Genomic DNA, 15,434 nt, shown 5'->3' on the forward strand with positions numbered 1-15,434 from the left:
ACTATCTCAACTTTTTAAAACAAGTATTCCTAGCAGAAATAGAAAGTAATAGCAACCCGGCGGTGGTTTATCCCATCCTACAGCAGCATCAACACCTATTAGATGATGTCTTGGCCCAACTCCTGCCACAATGGATAAAACATGGCGTTTCTCAAATCAACCCAGAAGAAACTGCGGCCATAGTCGGGGTGATTGAAAATTTATGTATTCATATTAGTCAGTTTCCTTTGGGAAGTCGAGCAAATAATCTAGAAATTGCCATTAAAGAGTATGAAACGGTGTTAGAAATGCGTCCCCGTGCAACAATGGCAGAACAATGGGCCATGACACAAAATAATCTGGGGAATGCTTATAGCGATCGCATCCGAGGGGAAATGGACCAGAATATAGAACATGCGATCGAAGCTTATGAGCAGTCTTTACAAGTCTATACCCGTGACGCTTTTCCTGAACAATGGGCCATGACACAAAATAATCTGGGGAATGCTTATTATAGTCGCATCCGAGGGGAAAGGGCCCAGAATATAGAACATGCGATCGAAGCTTATGAGCAGTCTTTACAAGTAAGAACCCCCACAGCATTTCCTCTAGACTGTTTACAAACAGGACGAAACTTAGGGAATATTGGGAAAGCAGAAAAAGACTGGGAAACTGCTATGAAAGGGTACGGACAAGCTATTGCGGGGGTGGAACAAAGTCGAGATTGGGCGATTACCCAGTACAGTAAGAAGGAAATACTAGGGGATGCTATCGGTGTTTATCATGGGATGATAGAAGTGTGTTATCAGGCAGGGCAGTTAGACAGGGCGTTTACCACCGTAGAAAGCAATAAATCTCGCTATTTAGTGGAATTATTGGCTGCCACCACGGTTAATATTCCCGATACTGCTACAGATGACCAAAGACAAGTTTATCAAGCATATCAACAGTTACGTCGTCGTCTGGATATCTCTGGGTTGCAGTCAGGAAACAGTGAAGAATTAAACAGCGAGCGTCTACAATTAAACGAGTTATTAAATGAGATCAAAGGTTTCGATCCTAACTTTGCCGTCACCCAAAAGGTGGAAAGGATTAAATTATCAGAAATACAAAGCATATTAGACCCAAAAACCGTTATTTGGGAATGGTATATAAGTGATGACAAGTTTTATTGTTTCGTCATTACTGAAAATAGCATTGATGTGGTCATTAGTAATGAGCAGCAGTTAGAGCAATTAAAAGACTGGAGTAACGGTTATTTTGATAGTTATGTGCAGGAAAACTGGAACACTTTACCCGAAAAATTAGGGTATTTTTGGGAGACATTACTTTTACCGCAAGTGTTAGAGAAAACCCCGAAACACTGTGATGAATTAATTCTCATTCCCCATCAATATTTACATATTTTCCCCATTCATGCGGTTTATAACCCCGAAAATAATCTAAGTTTAGCAGAGACATTTAAACAAGGTATTCAATATAGTCCCAGTTGCCAACTGCTGCAAAAAATAGAGAAAAAATCTCGTCAAAGGAAAGAGCCAAAACCTTTATTTTTCGGGATACAGAATCCTACAGAAGACCTATTTTATGGTGGTTTAGAAGTGGAAATTATTGCCGAAAGCTTCAAACCAGATACTTTTGTTTTGAAAGAAAAAGAAGCCAGCAAAACAAAGTTATTAGAAGTAAATAATATTCAACAATTACGTCGAAGTCGTTATCTTCATTTTTCCTGTCACGGAAGCTTTAACCTTGATTCACCCTTAGATTCCTTTTTACTTTTAGCAGGAGAAACAGATAAAGATAGGTTAAACGAACAAGAGTTAGAAACCTTCAAAAATGAAGGATTTTTGAAAGATGAAAAAGGCGTAATTAAACCTATTCAAAAATTAACACTAGAAGATATTTTTGAAAAGATAAACCTACCCCAATGTGAGTTAGTTATCTTATCAGCTTGTCGAACAGGGTTAACAGGTTTAAGTAAAGGAGTTGACGAATATATTGGGTTAGGGAGTGGATTTTTGTACGCAGGAAGTCTTCATGTAATTAATAGTTTATGGAGTGTTGGGGAATTTTCCACAGCTATTTTAATGATTCGTTTTTATCAATTGATGTTCGACAAAAATAATCCTGTATCCATTCATTTAGCCTTACAAAAAGCACAAAATTGGATGAAAAGGGTTACAAAAAAAGACAGAATTGATTGGTTAACTACTTTGCCATTTAAAGATAAAAAACCTTACAAGATATGATCATTTATTTAAGACTAAATTATAATGAAAACCCACCATTTAAACACCCCAAATATTGGGCAGCGTTTTGTAGTTTAGGAAAAGTAGAGTCAACAAACAGTTAACAGTTAACAGTTAGCAGTTAACTGTTTGAAGATACAAAAAATGGTTAGTACATTGTTTGTATCTTTAAACTGTCATTCCGAGGTAGGAGGAATCTCTGTAACCTTTTAACTACAATGAGTAGTATTATGTATAAACGTAGCAATCAGGTTTCAGTTGTGAGAAAATAGAAGAAGAGGATTTATTCTCGCTTCTCACATATCATTATTGACTACTATAGCAATCAGTTATCAGTTGTGAGAATTAAGTGAATTGTAATCCCCCCTAACCCCCCAACCCCCCTTATTAAGGGGGGATCATAAAGGGGGAACTGAAGGGGGGATCTCGACGTTCTCATGAATCATTCGGTGATTGCTATATCTCTTCTCTTTTAATTTTATTTTCACCTACCTACTTAATTAACATCATGACAGAATCAATCACCTTAGAAACAATTCAAGCTTTTATTTACCTAATAAAGCAAGAAGATAAAAGTATTTTTCCTGATCATTTTCAAAGTTTATCCCAACTTAACCAAAACTTAGAAAACTTAACAAGTGAAGAAGATTTTGACGTAGCTAATATCATTTTAGACTGGTGTGAGAACTATCCTAACATTAAACAAGCATTACGAGAAGCTTGTAACAAGAGAAAATCAACAAAAGATATTGTAGAAAATGAGGAACAAATACCCCAAAATATTAATCATCAAAATGAAGAGGGAATAATTACAAATAAAATTTTAGTCCGTAAAACGATTGAAACTGCCTTAAAACAACAGACACAAGCTGCTGATTCTGAAAACAATGAATGATTTTGACTTTGAAGTTTATGCCCCAAATTTTCATAGTTTCACCTTTAAAGTTCATACAGGAATTGATAAAAACTTGCAAACTATTAGTTGTGATCGCAAATGGATTTTAGATACTTATAATCCCATTGTTGAACAACTAGGAGACTTTCCCAGAGATACTATTAAACTGCGAGAAGACACCCCGAAAAATACTCCATTTAGTTTACTAGACTATAGAAAAAATGCCCGTTTATTTGACTCAGATAATGGTAATTTAGAAAGTAACAAACCCAGAAGAAAATCATTAGTTTATCCTCAACAATTTGATGATAGTTATAGCTTAAGTCTCGATTTATTTATCCCCGAAACTCCTGAAACGGATAAAATTAACAGAGAAAAAATAAAACAATTTAATCCTAATAACTGTTTTCAAATTGACACAGAATTAGGTCAAACTTTTCTAATCACGGCATTTTTAGAAGAAAATAATTCACAAAATTATGAAAAAATAGCTAATTATTGTCTCCATGAACTATTATCTATATCTCTAGAAGAAATAGAAACCAAACTATATCGTCAAGGAGAAATATTTGATAGTAATATTTTAGAATATGGTTATCCTAAAGAAGATGAATTTCATGCAGTAGTTGTATTTTTTACAGACAAATCAAACAGTGAAAAATTAGAGGAAGTTTACTGGGAATTACCCAGTTTATTCTTATACCATCACAAAATTATAAATGCTTATGCTGATAGTCGTTTAGATTACCATAAATTAGACAATCAAGTAGCCAAAATAGAAAACCTTGTTTCTAGCATCAAAAAACAAGATAACACAAAAAATAGCCAACTTTCAGAACTAGAATTAGACAACTATAAAGACACTCTAAAAGAACTTTTAAACCTATCTTTGGATTATTCTCAAACCCTCCGTAACCTACAATATTATCAAAATACAATTGCTATTAACAGTCATAACTACCAAATTAAACTGAATAAAATACAAACAATAAGCAATAATGACCTTGACTTTTTTGCCAGATTAATTGATAAAGAATGGATAACCTTACAAGAGCAAATCAAAGCAGACTTAAGCTATTTCAATCAAGGAAATATCATTTTAAACCGAGGAATTGAGACAATTAGAGGATTAATAGAAATCGATCAAGCTAAAAGCGATCGCCTCAGAGAACAAAAAGAAATAGAACGCGATCACAACTTACAAATCAATATTTTAGCCATTGGTTCTAGTTTAACAGTTGCAGGAATTGTTGCTAGTAGTTATGGATTAGTTACAGCAGAAAAACCTTTATTACCCCCAGAATTTTACCATCCTTTTCGTTCAGTTTCGCCTTTCTATAAATCTGTTTTCTTAAGTATTGCTTGCGCTATTATTACTTATATTTTAATCAGAATATTTCAGAAGATATTTAGATTTCTCAAAAAAATACTTAATATTTTAATCAGAAAAATTCAGAAGATATCTTGATTATTCAAATAAAAGTAGAGATTCCTCTTACCTCGGAATGACAATTATCCATTATCCATTATTCATATTATGAGACAAGAAATTATCGATTGGTTAAAAGAGAATGTTTCAGAACATCGTTTGCAACACATTTTAGGTGTAGAAAAAATGTGTGAGCAATTAGCTATTCATCATAAAATTGACCCTAAAAAAGCTGCAAAAGCAGGATTAATGCACGACTTAGCCAAATTCTTTCCACCCCCTAAACTATTAGCAATGGCTAAGAAAGAATATAATGAAATTGATACAGTTTGTTTATCTAACCCCCATCTTTTACACGCAGATGTAAGCGCAATGGTTGCTAGAGATACTTTTGGGGTAACAGATGAAGACATTTTACAAGCAATTCGTGACCATACTTTAGGGAATCCAGAAATGAGTGATTTAAGTTGTATTGTCTTTATTGCTGATGCGTTAGAACCCAATAGAGGCAATACACCAGAATTAGAAAAAATGCGTCAAATTAGTTGGGAAAACCTGTATAAAAGTGTACAACAAACTTGTGAATATTCCCTACAGTATTTAATAAAACATAACAAAACTATTCATCCCAGAGCAATTTTAACACGTAATTGGGCATTACATAAAATAAGAGCTAAGCATTAAAAAATATTAACTCATGAGAGATTTAAGGACATAATTTTTAATAATTTTATTTGAGTATGTATTCTAAGATCAAGAATAACTAAACAGGAGAGAACAGTTTATGTTTATTACTAGAATTACAAAAATACTGCTTGTTTGTGTGCTTTCATTGGTTCTATTTACAACGTCATTAGCGAACGCAGGGACTGTAGTAACATCCCGAGAATATAAATTAATTTTGGTTCCAAGCAACTTTAATGGTAGCAACCCAGATGATGCAGTTAATGATTATTGGAGTGAACTTCAGCTACTTGTTGAAGGGGAACCCATTAACATAGAGATGAAAGGTTCTCTAACCCTTGCTAAGAACCGTACTGTTAAATTTTACGATACACCAGGAACCTGTCAACTGAAAAAGAAAGACTTAGTATTTCGTGAAAGGGTTGAAAATGAGAAGAGAGAAGTCGTACTTAAGTTCCGTTCACCTGATCGATATATTGCTGCTTCTCTACCTATAAGGTGATTTCCGAGAAAGCTTTTCCCATAAGGGTAATCGCTTGGACTAAAGGCTTTCAAGAAATAAAAGGAACAGAGAGTTAGCGGATCTTGGTACACAACTTTAAAATTTCATAATTGGCTTGTCTGAAAAAACAGAAGAAATAGATTAAAATGAAGAGGTAAAAAGATTAGAGAGAGTAAATTGAAGCTAAAACAGACAAATAATCCCTTAACCCCGTCGATGGTCGATGATTTACGTTTAGCAGCCTCAAAAATGACGGGAGCAGAGCGTCGTTCATTTCAAGCTGAAATGTGTCTCAAGTATTGTGGAGGAAGTGCCAGACAAACCGAAATCGTGTTTGGTTGAGGGAGAAAAAATGTTCAACTTGGATTACATGAAAAACGAACTGGGATAGTGTGTTTAGGATTACAATCAGTCAATAGTGGATGTAAAAAATGGGAGGAAAGATACCCAATAGTTGCCCAATCATTGAAAGAAATAGCCGAAGCTCACGCACAACAAAACCCCACATTTAATAACCCCATTGCCTATACAAGATTAACGGCGGCTGAAGCCATTAAACAATTAAGAAATCTAGGATATAATGGAGAGGAGGTTCCTGCTGCTTCGACAATGGCAGATATTTTAAATCGTTTGGGCTATCGATTAAGAAAAGTGGTAAAAGCTAAACCTAAAAAAAAATCTCGGAGACGGACGCTATCTTCGAGAATATAGAGAAAAAAGATAGAAAAAAAGACCCTTCTGTGAAACGTTTAAGTATGGATTGTAAAGCAACTGTGGAAATAGGAGAATATTCACGTGGCGGACAAACTAGAGGTTATAATCAAGCTCAAGATCATGATATGGGAACTAAAGAAAAATACGTTCCTTGTGGGATTGTAGATGAAGATACAGGGCAACTTTATGTAACTTTTGGAAGTTCTTATAAAACGAGTGATTTCATGGTAGATAACTTGGAGCAATGGTGGACAAGTCTGAGTATAACTGAAAAGCAGCAACTAGAGAACATCCAAATTAAAGTTGATAATGGAGCAGAAAATAGTGGAATAAGAAGGCAATTTTTGAAGAGAATGGTAGAGTTTGCCGACCAAACTAAGAAATCTATTCAATTACTATATTTTCCTCCTTATCACAGTAAATATAATCCCATAGAAAGATGTTGGGGAATTTTAGAGAGGCATTGGAACGGAACACTTCTGAGAAATGCTCAAACGATGTTAGCTTGGGTAAAAACTATGACATGGAAAGGCTTAAATCCGATAGTTAAGTTAAGTAAAAAAGTTTATCAAAAAGGCATTTCTTTAACGAAAAAAGAGATGAAGGAAATTGAGAAACGTTTAGAACGTAATCCTCACTTACCTAAATGGGATATTTTGATTAGACCCAGTTAGTCTAAAAAGTTAATAAGAGTGTAAAATTAAGTGAATTTCCTTTTTAAAAATAGTCAAAGCTAATTTAAAAGTTAGCGTATTTCTTTCTTTTAGATAGGGAGGTTTTTGTTCGCGGAAAGTATCCGCGAACAACTTTTTATTTTTCCCTTTTCGCTTATTTGAGATGTTCTACAAACAGATTCTGAGAATGGGTGGGAAACTTTTTCTTGGAAATCACCTTAGCAGCCCCACTTCTAATGCCATTGCTTCTTTGTCTTATAGCTTTAATAGTAACCAAGATTTATCTTTAGTGGTGGCTGGTACTGAAGGTACTCTTCTGGCTTATTTATCAGGCAAAATTGTTAAGTGGTCTGCTACCCCCCCTAGTCTTAAGCAACTCTTCACAACACTTCCGGAATGGCAGTTTGCCATCAAACAAAAATTGGCCAAGTTTTTTCCCAAAAACCAAGGGCAAAAAATCAGAAACAGTCCTCACTATCGACAAATTAGCCAATTTTTTAAACAAATAGAAACCCAAGAACCTTTCACTGTCACCTCAGAAAAAGCAAGAGAAGTTGTCCGCCTTTGGGAAGAAATTGTTTCTATTTATGCAAAATAATCAGAAAACTTCCCTGTTATTAGGGATGTTAGCTAATCGCAAATTAGCGAAAGCCATCTCGGAACTAGGTTTTTATGAATTCAGAAGACAGCTAGAGTACAAATGTGAGCTTTACGGCTCAAAATTGACTATAGTTGACAGATGGTTCCCTAGTTCTAAAACTTGCTCTAGCTGCGGTTCAATTAAGAGCAATTTGTCTCTATCAGATCCCATTTATCGAAGGGACGTGCGGATTTGAGATAGATAGAGACTTAAATGCTGCCAAGGTATTAGCTAACCAAGCGGTAGGCTATACCGTGGGGCGCCTGTGGACAGAGTACCGCCGACGGTTCGCAGTTGTTGCAGGAAGTAAAACTCAATGTATCAGTTTTATGTAGCAGTGTCAATCTGACTCCGAACTCCGAACTCAAGTTAATAAACATTCATTACAAATGCTGTAACACAGGCCACCCCTAATGATAGGGTGAAAAATGCACGTATACTACTGGGGGAACCATAATGACAGGAACTAACGAGACACCCTATCTCCTTCGTGCTGCACAAGGAGAAATCTTAGATCGTCCGCCAGTTTGGATGATGAGACAAGCTGGACGCTACATGAAAGTATATCGGGATTTACGGGATAAATACCCCAGTTTTCGTGAAAGATCCGAAAATCCTGACCTTGCCATCGAAATTTCTCTGCAACCTTGGCGAGCATTTCAACCGGATGGGGTCATCATGTTCTCTGATATTTTAACCCCTTTGCCTGGGATGGGGATACCTTTTGATATTGTCGAAAGCAAAGGGCCAGTTATTGATCCACCCATTCGCACCAAAGAACAAGTGGATAACCTACGTCCTCTCGATCCAGAAGAGTCCTTACCCTTCATCAAAACTATTTTAAACACCCTCAGAGCAGAAGTGGGTAATAAATCCACTGTGTTAGGATTTGTGGGATCACCCTGGACTTTAGCTGCTTATGCTATTGAAGGGAAAAGCTCTAAAAATTATGCCATCATCAAAAACATGGCCTTTTCTCAACCCGAGATCCTGCACAGTTTCTTGAGCAAAATAGCTGATTCGATCGCGGTTTATGTCCGTTATCAAATCGACTGTGGAGCGCAAGTGGTACAGTTGTTTGATTCTTGGGCCGGTCAACTAAGTCCCCAAGACTACGAAACCTTTGCCTTACCCTATCAACAACAGGTGGTGCGTCAGGTTAAACAAACCCATCCCGACACCCCATTAATCCTTTATATTAGCGGTAGTGCTGGTGTCTTAGAAAGAATGGGACAGTCTGGGGTAGACATTGTTAGTCTCGACTGGACCGTAGATATGGCAGAAGGGAGAAAACGTTTAGGTAGGGGGATGAAAGTACAGGGAAATATCGATCCTGGGGTATTATTCGGGTCCCAAGACTTCATCAAAGCTCGCATTTTGGATACAGTACGCAAAGCCGGAAGAGGTGGCCACATCCTCAACTTAGGTCACGGTGTCTTAGTGGGAACCCCTGAAGATAACGTCCGTTGCTTCTTTGAAACAGCGAAGCAAGTGGATCAATTATTAGCCGTTCCCGTGTAGGTGCTAGGGTGGGTTAGACGGGTATAATTGCTGGCGATCGCAATAATATAAAAATCCGTCGCAGCCCATCATTTTTACCGAAACAATCGAGTAGGGTGGGTTTTACCCACCTTATTATTTTGTTCTGCAATGGTGATACTCCTATACCCGGATTTCTCACAAATTAATTTGAAAGCCCAATCCAGAGATGAAAAATGATAATTTTTAGGACTAATAGAAATTTTGAATATAGATGAATAAAAAAATTGACTTTGATTATCCAAAAATTGAGTTTAAGAGGGAATAATTATATTAACTTTTGATTTTCTCCACGATAAATAAGACTAAATGAAAGTATCAGTCAGTCAACAACTTATTCTATTTATCCAGTATTAGGAATAGTTTTAATTCTTTTGTTAGCAATAGACAAAATATCTTGATAAGGACAAGCACTAGCTATAGCGATAATAATTCTTCTACAACTAATCTTTATTCTGGCTCCCAACTTAAGAAGATTTAGACGTATTCTTCCCACAGTTGCTTTAGCCAATGAAGTTTTTTTTAAACAGTGTTGACGAAAAGCATTTATGAGAACATAAGCCCAGGAATGTATCCATAATCTTAGTTGATTACTTTGAAATGTTTGAGTTGAAGTTCTATCAGCTAACAAGTCTAATTGTTGTTCTTTAATCCGATTTTCCATCTCGCCTCTCGGACAGTATTTTTTTGTATAAAGTTTTGAGGGTGGAATTTTTGAAGCGGGCAAAGATGTCACCACATGGCGCATTTTTAAGCCATCACTTCCATAACAAACTTTTGTCACTACTCTTCTTTGACAACTCCATGACTTTTCTGTTTTATAACGAATAGAGCGATACCAAGTAGAAATTGGTACTAATTTTTTAACTTCTTCTAAATCTTCTTTTTTCTAAAATAAACTATCCATTAATTCAGTTATTGGAGCTAGTTTTTTTCATATTTATGTTTGGCTTTTTCAATTACATCATCCGCTCGTAACTTAAGAACGCCATTTGTTCCCATAGCTATAACATAATCAACTAAAGGCTGATTTTCACAAAAATAGAAGATTTCTTCACGGGCATAGGCACTATCACCCCTAACTAGGATATGAGTCTCTGACCATTTTTCTCTAATTAGTCCGATAATTCTTTGTAATTCGTCTAAGGCTCCATCGGCTGGATCTACATTAGATGAACGAAGTTTAGCAACTAATAAATGATGCCCACAGAAAATATATAAAGGAGCATAACATACTCCGTGATAATAACTATTAAAAAATGCCCCTTCTTGATTACCATGTACTTGGTCATCCGTGACATCCATATCTAATATAATACTTAAGGGAGGTTTTTTATAAGACTCTAAAAAAAATTCGACAAAAGATTTTTCAATGGCTTCAAAGTTGGGTTCTATTTTATGATAACGACTCGTTTTTTGGTCGAGAATAGTCTCAGGACAATATTCCAATCTATTAATTGTACTTTTTCCAGCTAACCATCCCTTTTTATCTTCAAGTTCATTAAGCTTTTCTAAAGCGATCTTAAGGGCAAGATCGTGACGTAATTTATCATGGTCATTGACATCTTCATAGCCTAAAATAATTCCATAAAGCCTTTGTGCTAATAACTCATGAACGGAATGATCTACATAAGATTGATGACGATGATCTTGAAAACAGTTACCAAACTTCTCGGTAATTCCCAGTTTTTTATCCAACTCAGCTATCCAGACAATCCCCGCATCTGAAGTGATTAGTCCCCCATCAAAATTAGCGATTATTTCTTTTCCTTTCTGTTTACTAAAGTTGATTACTTGACGAGGGGTTCGGGGATGACTGGGACTCATTAAATCAGTTTAAGATAAATTGCTTTAATAATTAAATTATAGTATATTTTATTCTAACAATCTAGTACTATTAGAGATTTTATTGTAATTGCTCACCGCAATAAAGAATCTGTCTTGACAACATAAAGGTAAAATCGGGGATTTTTATGTATAGTGGGGGTTATGACCACAAATGCTACCATTGATTCAAAGCTAGTTAGAGCTATCGCCGATGAACAGTTGGCGAACAATGTCTTCATGATTGAGTGGCTAGTCAAGGCACAACAACAGTTATCTCTTCAACAAAGACTGATTGACCAGCAACAACAACAAATCTCTACACAACAGCAAGAAATTGAAAAATTGAAAGAAGAGAGAGATAAGCTAAAAAACCGTAACTCAAAAAACAGTTCAGTCCCCCCATCATCAGACCAACTAAAAAAGCCTTCTGACAAAAAGAAACGCAAAAAAGGATTTAAACGCGGACCAAAATATGACCACCCAGGGAAGACCCGTAATGGTTTTGGTCAGCCCGATAAGATAGTCCCTTTAGAACTAGAAAACTGTCCTGTTTGTGGGGGTTCAGTGGAACGAGATGAAGTAGTTCCCGAAAAAGTCCAGCAAGTGGCTGAAGTAGTAGACCAACCCATAGAAATCAGGGAATATCGTCGCGGATTCTATAAATGTCCTAGTTGTGGATGGTCAGATTACAGTCCTGTTCCATTGGGAGTTAAAGAAGGATTCCGTTATGGGGCGCGATTAAGTAGCATCGTGGGCTGGCTTGGCTATGGGGGTAATCTTACATGGCGTAAACAGGAACATTTTATAGAGTATGTCTTTGGCATTCCCATTTCTCAAGGGAGCCTTGCCAAAATGCACAAATGGTTTCAAGAAAGTTTAGAACCCTTGACCCAACAGTGGTTAAAGTACATCCAGCAGCCAGGAATCCGATGTGTTGACGAAACCAGTTATTGCATCGATGGCATCAAGTATTGGGTTTGGGTAGCCACATCAAATGAGGTCTGTGTGTTGATGTTGGCTCCCACTAGAAGCTCCGCAGAAGTCGAGAAATTGTTAGGAGCAGATTTTAAGGGCATCCTCACCAGTGACTGCTATAGTGCCTACTTTAGACAAAGTGCGATGGCCAAACAGAAGTGTCTGGCACATTTAGAACGAGAGTTAGAGTCCCTTAAAACCAGTCGTTTTCAAGCGAATCGAGAATTTGCTGCCGATGTACAGCAAGTTTTAGCAACCGCCCGTATCCATTATCGTCATTATCATGCTCGAAATTTAACCCTTGAAGACTTAGGCTCCAAAAGAACAGAAGTCGAGAACTCACTGCAAAAGATTTTTAAAGCAACTCCCAAAAAAGGATGGCCTTATGATGCACAAAGATTGATTAACCGTCTCAAACGTCATTGGGAAGAGTGGTTCACCTTTCTAACTTATCCTGAAGTCAAACCAGATAATAATGATGCTGAGAGAGCTTTACGTCCCATTGTCATTCACCGCAAAGTAAGTGGGGGAGCAAGAAGCGACTGGGGTGCAGAGTTAGTCACCCAAATGTTCAGTTTTTTAGAGACCATGAGATTACAGGGGCAAAATGCCATTGTCCAATTATGCGAATTATTTTCATTAGCTGGTCGGAGTCCCCCAGGATTAGAGATGTAAAAGGCTCCGGAGCCGATGGGGGATAGATTTTTCTTGATCCCCCTATCTCTCTGCACAAAAATACACAGGATTAGCGGATAATCTCCGCTAACAAAAAACTATCTTACTATTCTTTTTTTTTCATATTGTTGTTTTTATTTGAGGTTTTAAAAAGACTTGATTCTGGGAATGTTAGTCATTAAAATAGCCGTAATAAATTAGCTTAAATTTTACGCTAAATCACAGGGCTTATATTTTTGTTGACTCAACTGATGTTGTTTGTAGTGCTTTTCAATAAGACTTTTTTGTTGCGGTGAGCAGTTACAGATAAAGTAATAATTGTGGAAAGTGTAGCCCATGATCAAGTTCCCCAGTATATTAACTTAATGAGTGTTTTGGTCTTACCTTCAGAAACAACCTATAAATTCAAAACCCTGACTGCTGTAGGTTGGAAAGAACAGTTTGGTCATGTTTTAATCGAAGCAATGGCCCGTAAAGTTCCTGTGATTGGTTCAAATTCTGGTGAAATTCCTAATGTTATTGGAGAGGCTGGTCTAATTTTTTCTGAAGGAGATAATCTCGCTTTAAAAAATTGTTTAAGGTCCTTGATGTTAGATAAAAAACTGGCTAGTGAATTATCAGAAAGAGGCTATCAAAGAATTTTAAATTATTATACAAATAAAGCTTTAGCTCAAAAATCACTAAGTTTTTATGAAAGCCTCGTTGAAACAATCTAAATAGAACGAAAGTTTGCTAGACTGTTAGTGATTATTTTAGATTAAATATTGAGATGCAAAAATGTCAAACTTTCCTTCACAAGCTAATCAACTGTTAAATATAGAAAACAACTTTGCCTTGATTTTAACAGCTACCATCTGTGTTGATAATTTACCCAGAGTATATCCCGCAGATAGATCTGTGAGAGAACAGCAATACTTGAATACTTTAAACTGTTATCTCCATAATCATCCCAGACTAAAAAAAATCATTTTTATCGAAAATTCTGGAAGTTCCTTAAATGCTTTAGAACAAGCCACGCAAAATAATCCCTATCAAAAGCAGGTAGAGTTTATTTCTCTCAATAATAATCTCAGTTACGGGTTTAACGGAAAAGGTTTTGGAGAATGTTTACTAATTCAAGAAGGCTTGAAACAATCCAATATTATTGAGAGTGTAACCCACTTTGGCAAATTAACAGGGCGCATTTATCTTGAGAATATAACCCAAATTTTAGAAACCTGTCCTGATAATTTTGACTGTATTTGCGACTATAAAGATCAAGGTTATATCCTTAAAAATACCCTAGCCAAAAAAAGAGATTTGCTCCTTTTTGTGATACCAGATTTATTGCATTTAGCTGGAAATTCTATAGTAAGTACCTTGAGTCTTTACACTTAGACTTTATTGAGAAACACCCTAATCAAGGATTTTTTATTGAGCCTGAATATTATCGAGTAATACATTCTTTAGAAAAAGAAGCAAACATCATCAAAAGATTTAAAAATGAACCAAAATTTTGCGGGGTTTCTAGTCATTCAGGAGGGAAAAAATACGGGGGTAAGGACTATGATAGTTTCAGTGAAAAACTAAAGTATCAATTCAGAATTGCTGCTCGTCAACTGTTCCCTTGGTTGCATATCTAGAAATCCAGAAGAAGAGTAAGCTTGTTGATAATATGCTATACTAAGTACAGTATCTATTCATAAGAAACAATGTTAATTTTACCAGGAACCACAGTTAAAGTAACAAACCCTAACGATACCTATTACAAATTTGAAGGCTTAGTACAACGAGTCAGTGATGGAAAGGCCGCCGTGTTATTTGAAGGGGGTAACTGGGATAAATTAATTACTTTTCAACTTTCTGAAATCGAACCTGTTTAGTATCATAAACAATGAGACTGCCTTTACCTCAGTTTGCCACGGATAATCATCACCCTGATCATATTGCCGAGGTGATAGAAACATCGACTACCCAATTTTTAGCCCAATGTTTGGAACCAGAAGACCTAAGTTTTCCGGTAATGCCCCCCTTTGGAAGTTGGCTAAAATCTTTAGATGAAGAATCGGGCAATAAAATAATAGCGGTTGTTACCTATGCTACCACTACCCCCATTGATTCTGTACATCGTGCAAGAGCATTGGGGTTGTCCTTAAGCGAGTTAAGAGAGCAACAACCCCAGATTTTTGCTATGTTGAAAACAGAATTTAAAGCCACTATTGTCGGTTTTGAAAGTTATCAAAACACAGAAAATGGCAATGGTAATAGTTTAGGCAAAGTTTATCAATATTTGCCTCCCCGTCCCCCTCAAATTCATCAAGGGGTTTATCGCTGTGAAGCAGCAGAAATTCTCAATTTTAGTGAACAAGTCGAATTTTTAAGGATTTTATTACAGGTTAGAGATGCGCCAGTAGATGCTTTAATGGCCGCTGCCATTCGAGACATTTACCTATTAAGAAAAGGGGATAAAGATTGGTTAGTAAAAGTGGGCAGAACCCTCAGTATTTTATTAAGAGATGATTACGATCGCTTGCAATATATTCTTAGTCAAGTCACCTTGTAACGTTGAGATTGTAGGGGTTAACGGTTGTTAAACCCTAGTTTGGGAAATTGCCACTTTTTCGGTTCGGTTCCACTACTGTTTTAAATGGGTTAATCGGTTTATCATCGAAG

General features: G+C 36.3%; 13 protein-coding genes and 3 pseudogenes. 15 read left to right on the forward strand and 1 reads right to left on the reverse strand.

Going from position 1 to position 15,434, the window contains the following annotated elements:
* The first annotated feature begins 62 nt into the window (after positions 1 to 62).
* The 10 genes and pseudogenes from CWATDRAFT_RS10180 to hemE all read left to right on the forward strand — a co-directional run bounded on the left by CWATDRAFT_RS10180 (position 63) and on the right by hemE (position 9,287).
* Entirely contained in the window at positions 63 to 2,228 is a 2,166-nt protein-coding gene (locus tag CWATDRAFT_RS10180; protein WP_007304899.1) for a CHAT domain-containing protein, read from the forward strand.
* A 508-nt stretch (positions 2,229 to 2,736) separates the two neighbouring features.
* Complete coding sequence (locus CWATDRAFT_RS10185; protein ID WP_007304900.1) at positions 2,737 to 3,123, forward strand: hypothetical protein; 387 nt, start codon at positions 2,737 to 2,739, stop codon at positions 3,121 to 3,123.
* Positions 3,116 to 4,591, forward strand: a complete 1,476-nt coding sequence (locus tag CWATDRAFT_RS10190; protein ID WP_007304901.1) for a hypothetical protein — start codon at positions 3,116 to 3,118, stop codon at positions 4,589 to 4,591. Before CWATDRAFT_RS10185 ends, CWATDRAFT_RS10190 begins: the two co-directional genes overlap by 8 nt.
* Positions 4,592 to 4,660: 69 nt before the next feature.
* On the forward strand, positions 4,661 to 5,236 hold the full coding sequence (gene yqeK / locus CWATDRAFT_RS10195; RefSeq protein ID WP_007304902.1) for a bis(5'-nucleosyl)-tetraphosphatase (symmetrical) YqeK: 576 nt from the start codon (positions 4,661 to 4,663) through the stop codon (positions 5,234 to 5,236).
* 100 nt (positions 5,237 to 5,336) lie between these two features.
* Positions 5,337 to 5,738, forward strand: coding sequence for a hypothetical protein (locus tag CWATDRAFT_RS10200; RefSeq protein WP_157134064.1), 402 nt, complete (start codon positions 5,337 to 5,339; stop codon positions 5,736 to 5,738).
* A 216-nt stretch (positions 5,739 to 5,954) separates the two neighbouring features.
* Complete coding sequence (locus CWATDRAFT_RS40990) at positions 5,955 to 6,080, forward strand: hypothetical protein (protein ID WP_268742196.1); 126 nt, start codon at positions 5,955 to 5,957, stop codon at positions 6,078 to 6,080.
* A 48-nt stretch (positions 6,081 to 6,128) separates the two neighbouring features.
* Positions 6,129 to 7,126, forward strand: a pseudogene (locus CWATDRAFT_RS38445) (ISAzo13 family transposase).
* A gap of 187 nt (positions 7,127 to 7,313) precedes the next feature.
* A complete protein-coding gene (locus CWATDRAFT_RS10215) occupies positions 7,314 to 7,724 on the forward strand; it encodes a hypothetical protein (protein ID WP_042711407.1) in 411 nt (136 codons plus the stop codon).
* 25 nt (positions 7,725 to 7,749) lie between these two features.
* Positions 7,750 to 7,962: a zinc ribbon domain-containing protein gene (locus tag CWATDRAFT_RS41720; RefSeq protein ID WP_412093215.1), complete on the forward strand. Its 213-nt coding sequence runs from the start codon at positions 7,750 to 7,752 to the stop codon at positions 7,960 to 7,962.
* 260 nt (positions 7,963 to 8,222) lie between these two features.
* Positions 8,223 to 9,287, forward strand: coding sequence for a uroporphyrinogen decarboxylase (gene hemE, locus CWATDRAFT_RS10225; protein ID WP_007304904.1), 1,065 nt, complete (start codon positions 8,223 to 8,225; stop codon positions 9,285 to 9,287).
* Between the two features lie 361 nt (positions 9,288 to 9,648).
* On the opposite strand, the pseudogene CWATDRAFT_RS35680 reads toward hemE, so the two are convergent.
* Positions 9,649 to 11,132: pseudogene (locus CWATDRAFT_RS35680) on the reverse strand (IS1380-like element ISCwa5 family transposase).
* A gap of 153 nt (positions 11,133 to 11,285) precedes the next feature.
* On the opposite strand from CWATDRAFT_RS35680, the gene CWATDRAFT_RS10240 reads away from it, so the two are divergent.
* The 5 genes and pseudogenes from CWATDRAFT_RS10240 to CWATDRAFT_RS10255 all read left to right on the forward strand — a co-directional run bounded on the left by CWATDRAFT_RS10240 (position 11,286) and on the right by CWATDRAFT_RS10255 (position 15,324).
* Positions 11,286 to 12,782 (forward strand): IS66-like element ISCwa4 family transposase, encoded by a 1,497-nt coding sequence (locus CWATDRAFT_RS10240; RefSeq protein WP_007304905.1) that lies wholly within the window; start codon positions 11,286 to 11,288, stop codon positions 12,780 to 12,782.
* A 299-nt stretch (positions 12,783 to 13,081) separates the two neighbouring features.
* Positions 13,082 to 13,498, forward strand: a pseudogene (locus CWATDRAFT_RS10245) (glycosyltransferase); the annotation flags it as partial.
* A 61-nt stretch (positions 13,499 to 13,559) separates the two neighbouring features.
* Entirely contained in the window at positions 13,560 to 14,159 is a 600-nt protein-coding gene (locus tag CWATDRAFT_RS10250; RefSeq protein WP_007304907.1) for a hypothetical protein, read from the forward strand.
* A 314-nt stretch (positions 14,160 to 14,473) separates the two neighbouring features.
* A complete protein-coding gene (locus CWATDRAFT_RS32325; protein ID WP_007304908.1) occupies positions 14,474 to 14,644 on the forward strand; it encodes an NAD(P)H dehydrogenase subunit NdhS in 171 nt (56 codons plus the stop codon).
* A gap of 11 nt (positions 14,645 to 14,655) precedes the next feature.
* On the forward strand, positions 14,656 to 15,324 hold the full coding sequence (locus CWATDRAFT_RS10255; RefSeq protein WP_007304909.1) for an HAS-barrel domain-containing protein: 669 nt from the start codon (positions 14,656 to 14,658) through the stop codon (positions 15,322 to 15,324).
* Positions 15,325 to 15,434 lie beyond the last annotated feature (110 nt).

The sequence above is a fragment of the Crocosphaera watsonii WH 8501 genome (assembly GCF_000167195.1).
Lineage (GTDB): Bacteria > Cyanobacteriota > Cyanobacteriia > Cyanobacteriales > Microcystaceae > Crocosphaera > Crocosphaera watsonii.

What these genes read in the sequence shown, in the direction of transcription:
- CWATDRAFT_RS10185 (WP_007304900.1), top strand. Translation starts at nt 2,737, where the DNA reads ATGACAGAATCAATCACCTTAGAAACAATTCAAGCTTTTATTTACCTA.
- CWATDRAFT_RS10190 (WP_007304901.1), top strand. Translation starts at nt 3,116, where the DNA reads ATGAATGATTTTGACTTTGAAGTTTATGCCCCAAATTTTCATAGTTTC.
- yqeK (WP_007304902.1), top strand. Translation starts at nt 4,661, where the DNA reads ATGAGACAAGAAATTATCGATTGGTTAAAAGAGAATGTTTCAGAACAT.
- CWATDRAFT_RS10200 (WP_157134064.1), top strand. Translation starts at nt 5,337, where the DNA reads ATGTTTATTACTAGAATTACAAAAATACTGCTTGTTTGTGTGCTTTCA.
- CWATDRAFT_RS40990 (WP_268742196.1), top strand. Translation starts at nt 5,955, where the DNA reads ATGGTCGATGATTTACGTTTAGCAGCCTCAAAAATGACGGGAGCAGAG.
- CWATDRAFT_RS10215 (WP_042711407.1), top strand. Translation starts at nt 7,314, where the DNA reads ATGGGTGGGAAACTTTTTCTTGGAAATCACCTTAGCAGCCCCACTTCT.
- CWATDRAFT_RS41720 (WP_412093215.1), top strand. Translation starts at nt 7,750, where the DNA reads ATGTTAGCTAATCGCAAATTAGCGAAAGCCATCTCGGAACTAGGTTTT.
- hemE (WP_007304904.1), top strand. Translation starts at nt 8,223, where the DNA reads ATGACAGGAACTAACGAGACACCCTATCTCCTTCGTGCTGCACAAGGA.
- CWATDRAFT_RS10250 (WP_007304907.1), top strand. Translation starts at nt 13,560, where the DNA reads ATGTCAAACTTTCCTTCACAAGCTAATCAACTGTTAAATATAGAAAAC.
- CWATDRAFT_RS32325 (WP_007304908.1), top strand. Translation starts at nt 14,474, where the DNA reads ATGTTAATTTTACCAGGAACCACAGTTAAAGTAACAAACCCTAACGAT.
- CWATDRAFT_RS10255 (WP_007304909.1), top strand. Translation starts at nt 14,656, where the DNA reads ATGAGACTGCCTTTACCTCAGTTTGCCACGGATAATCATCACCCTGAT.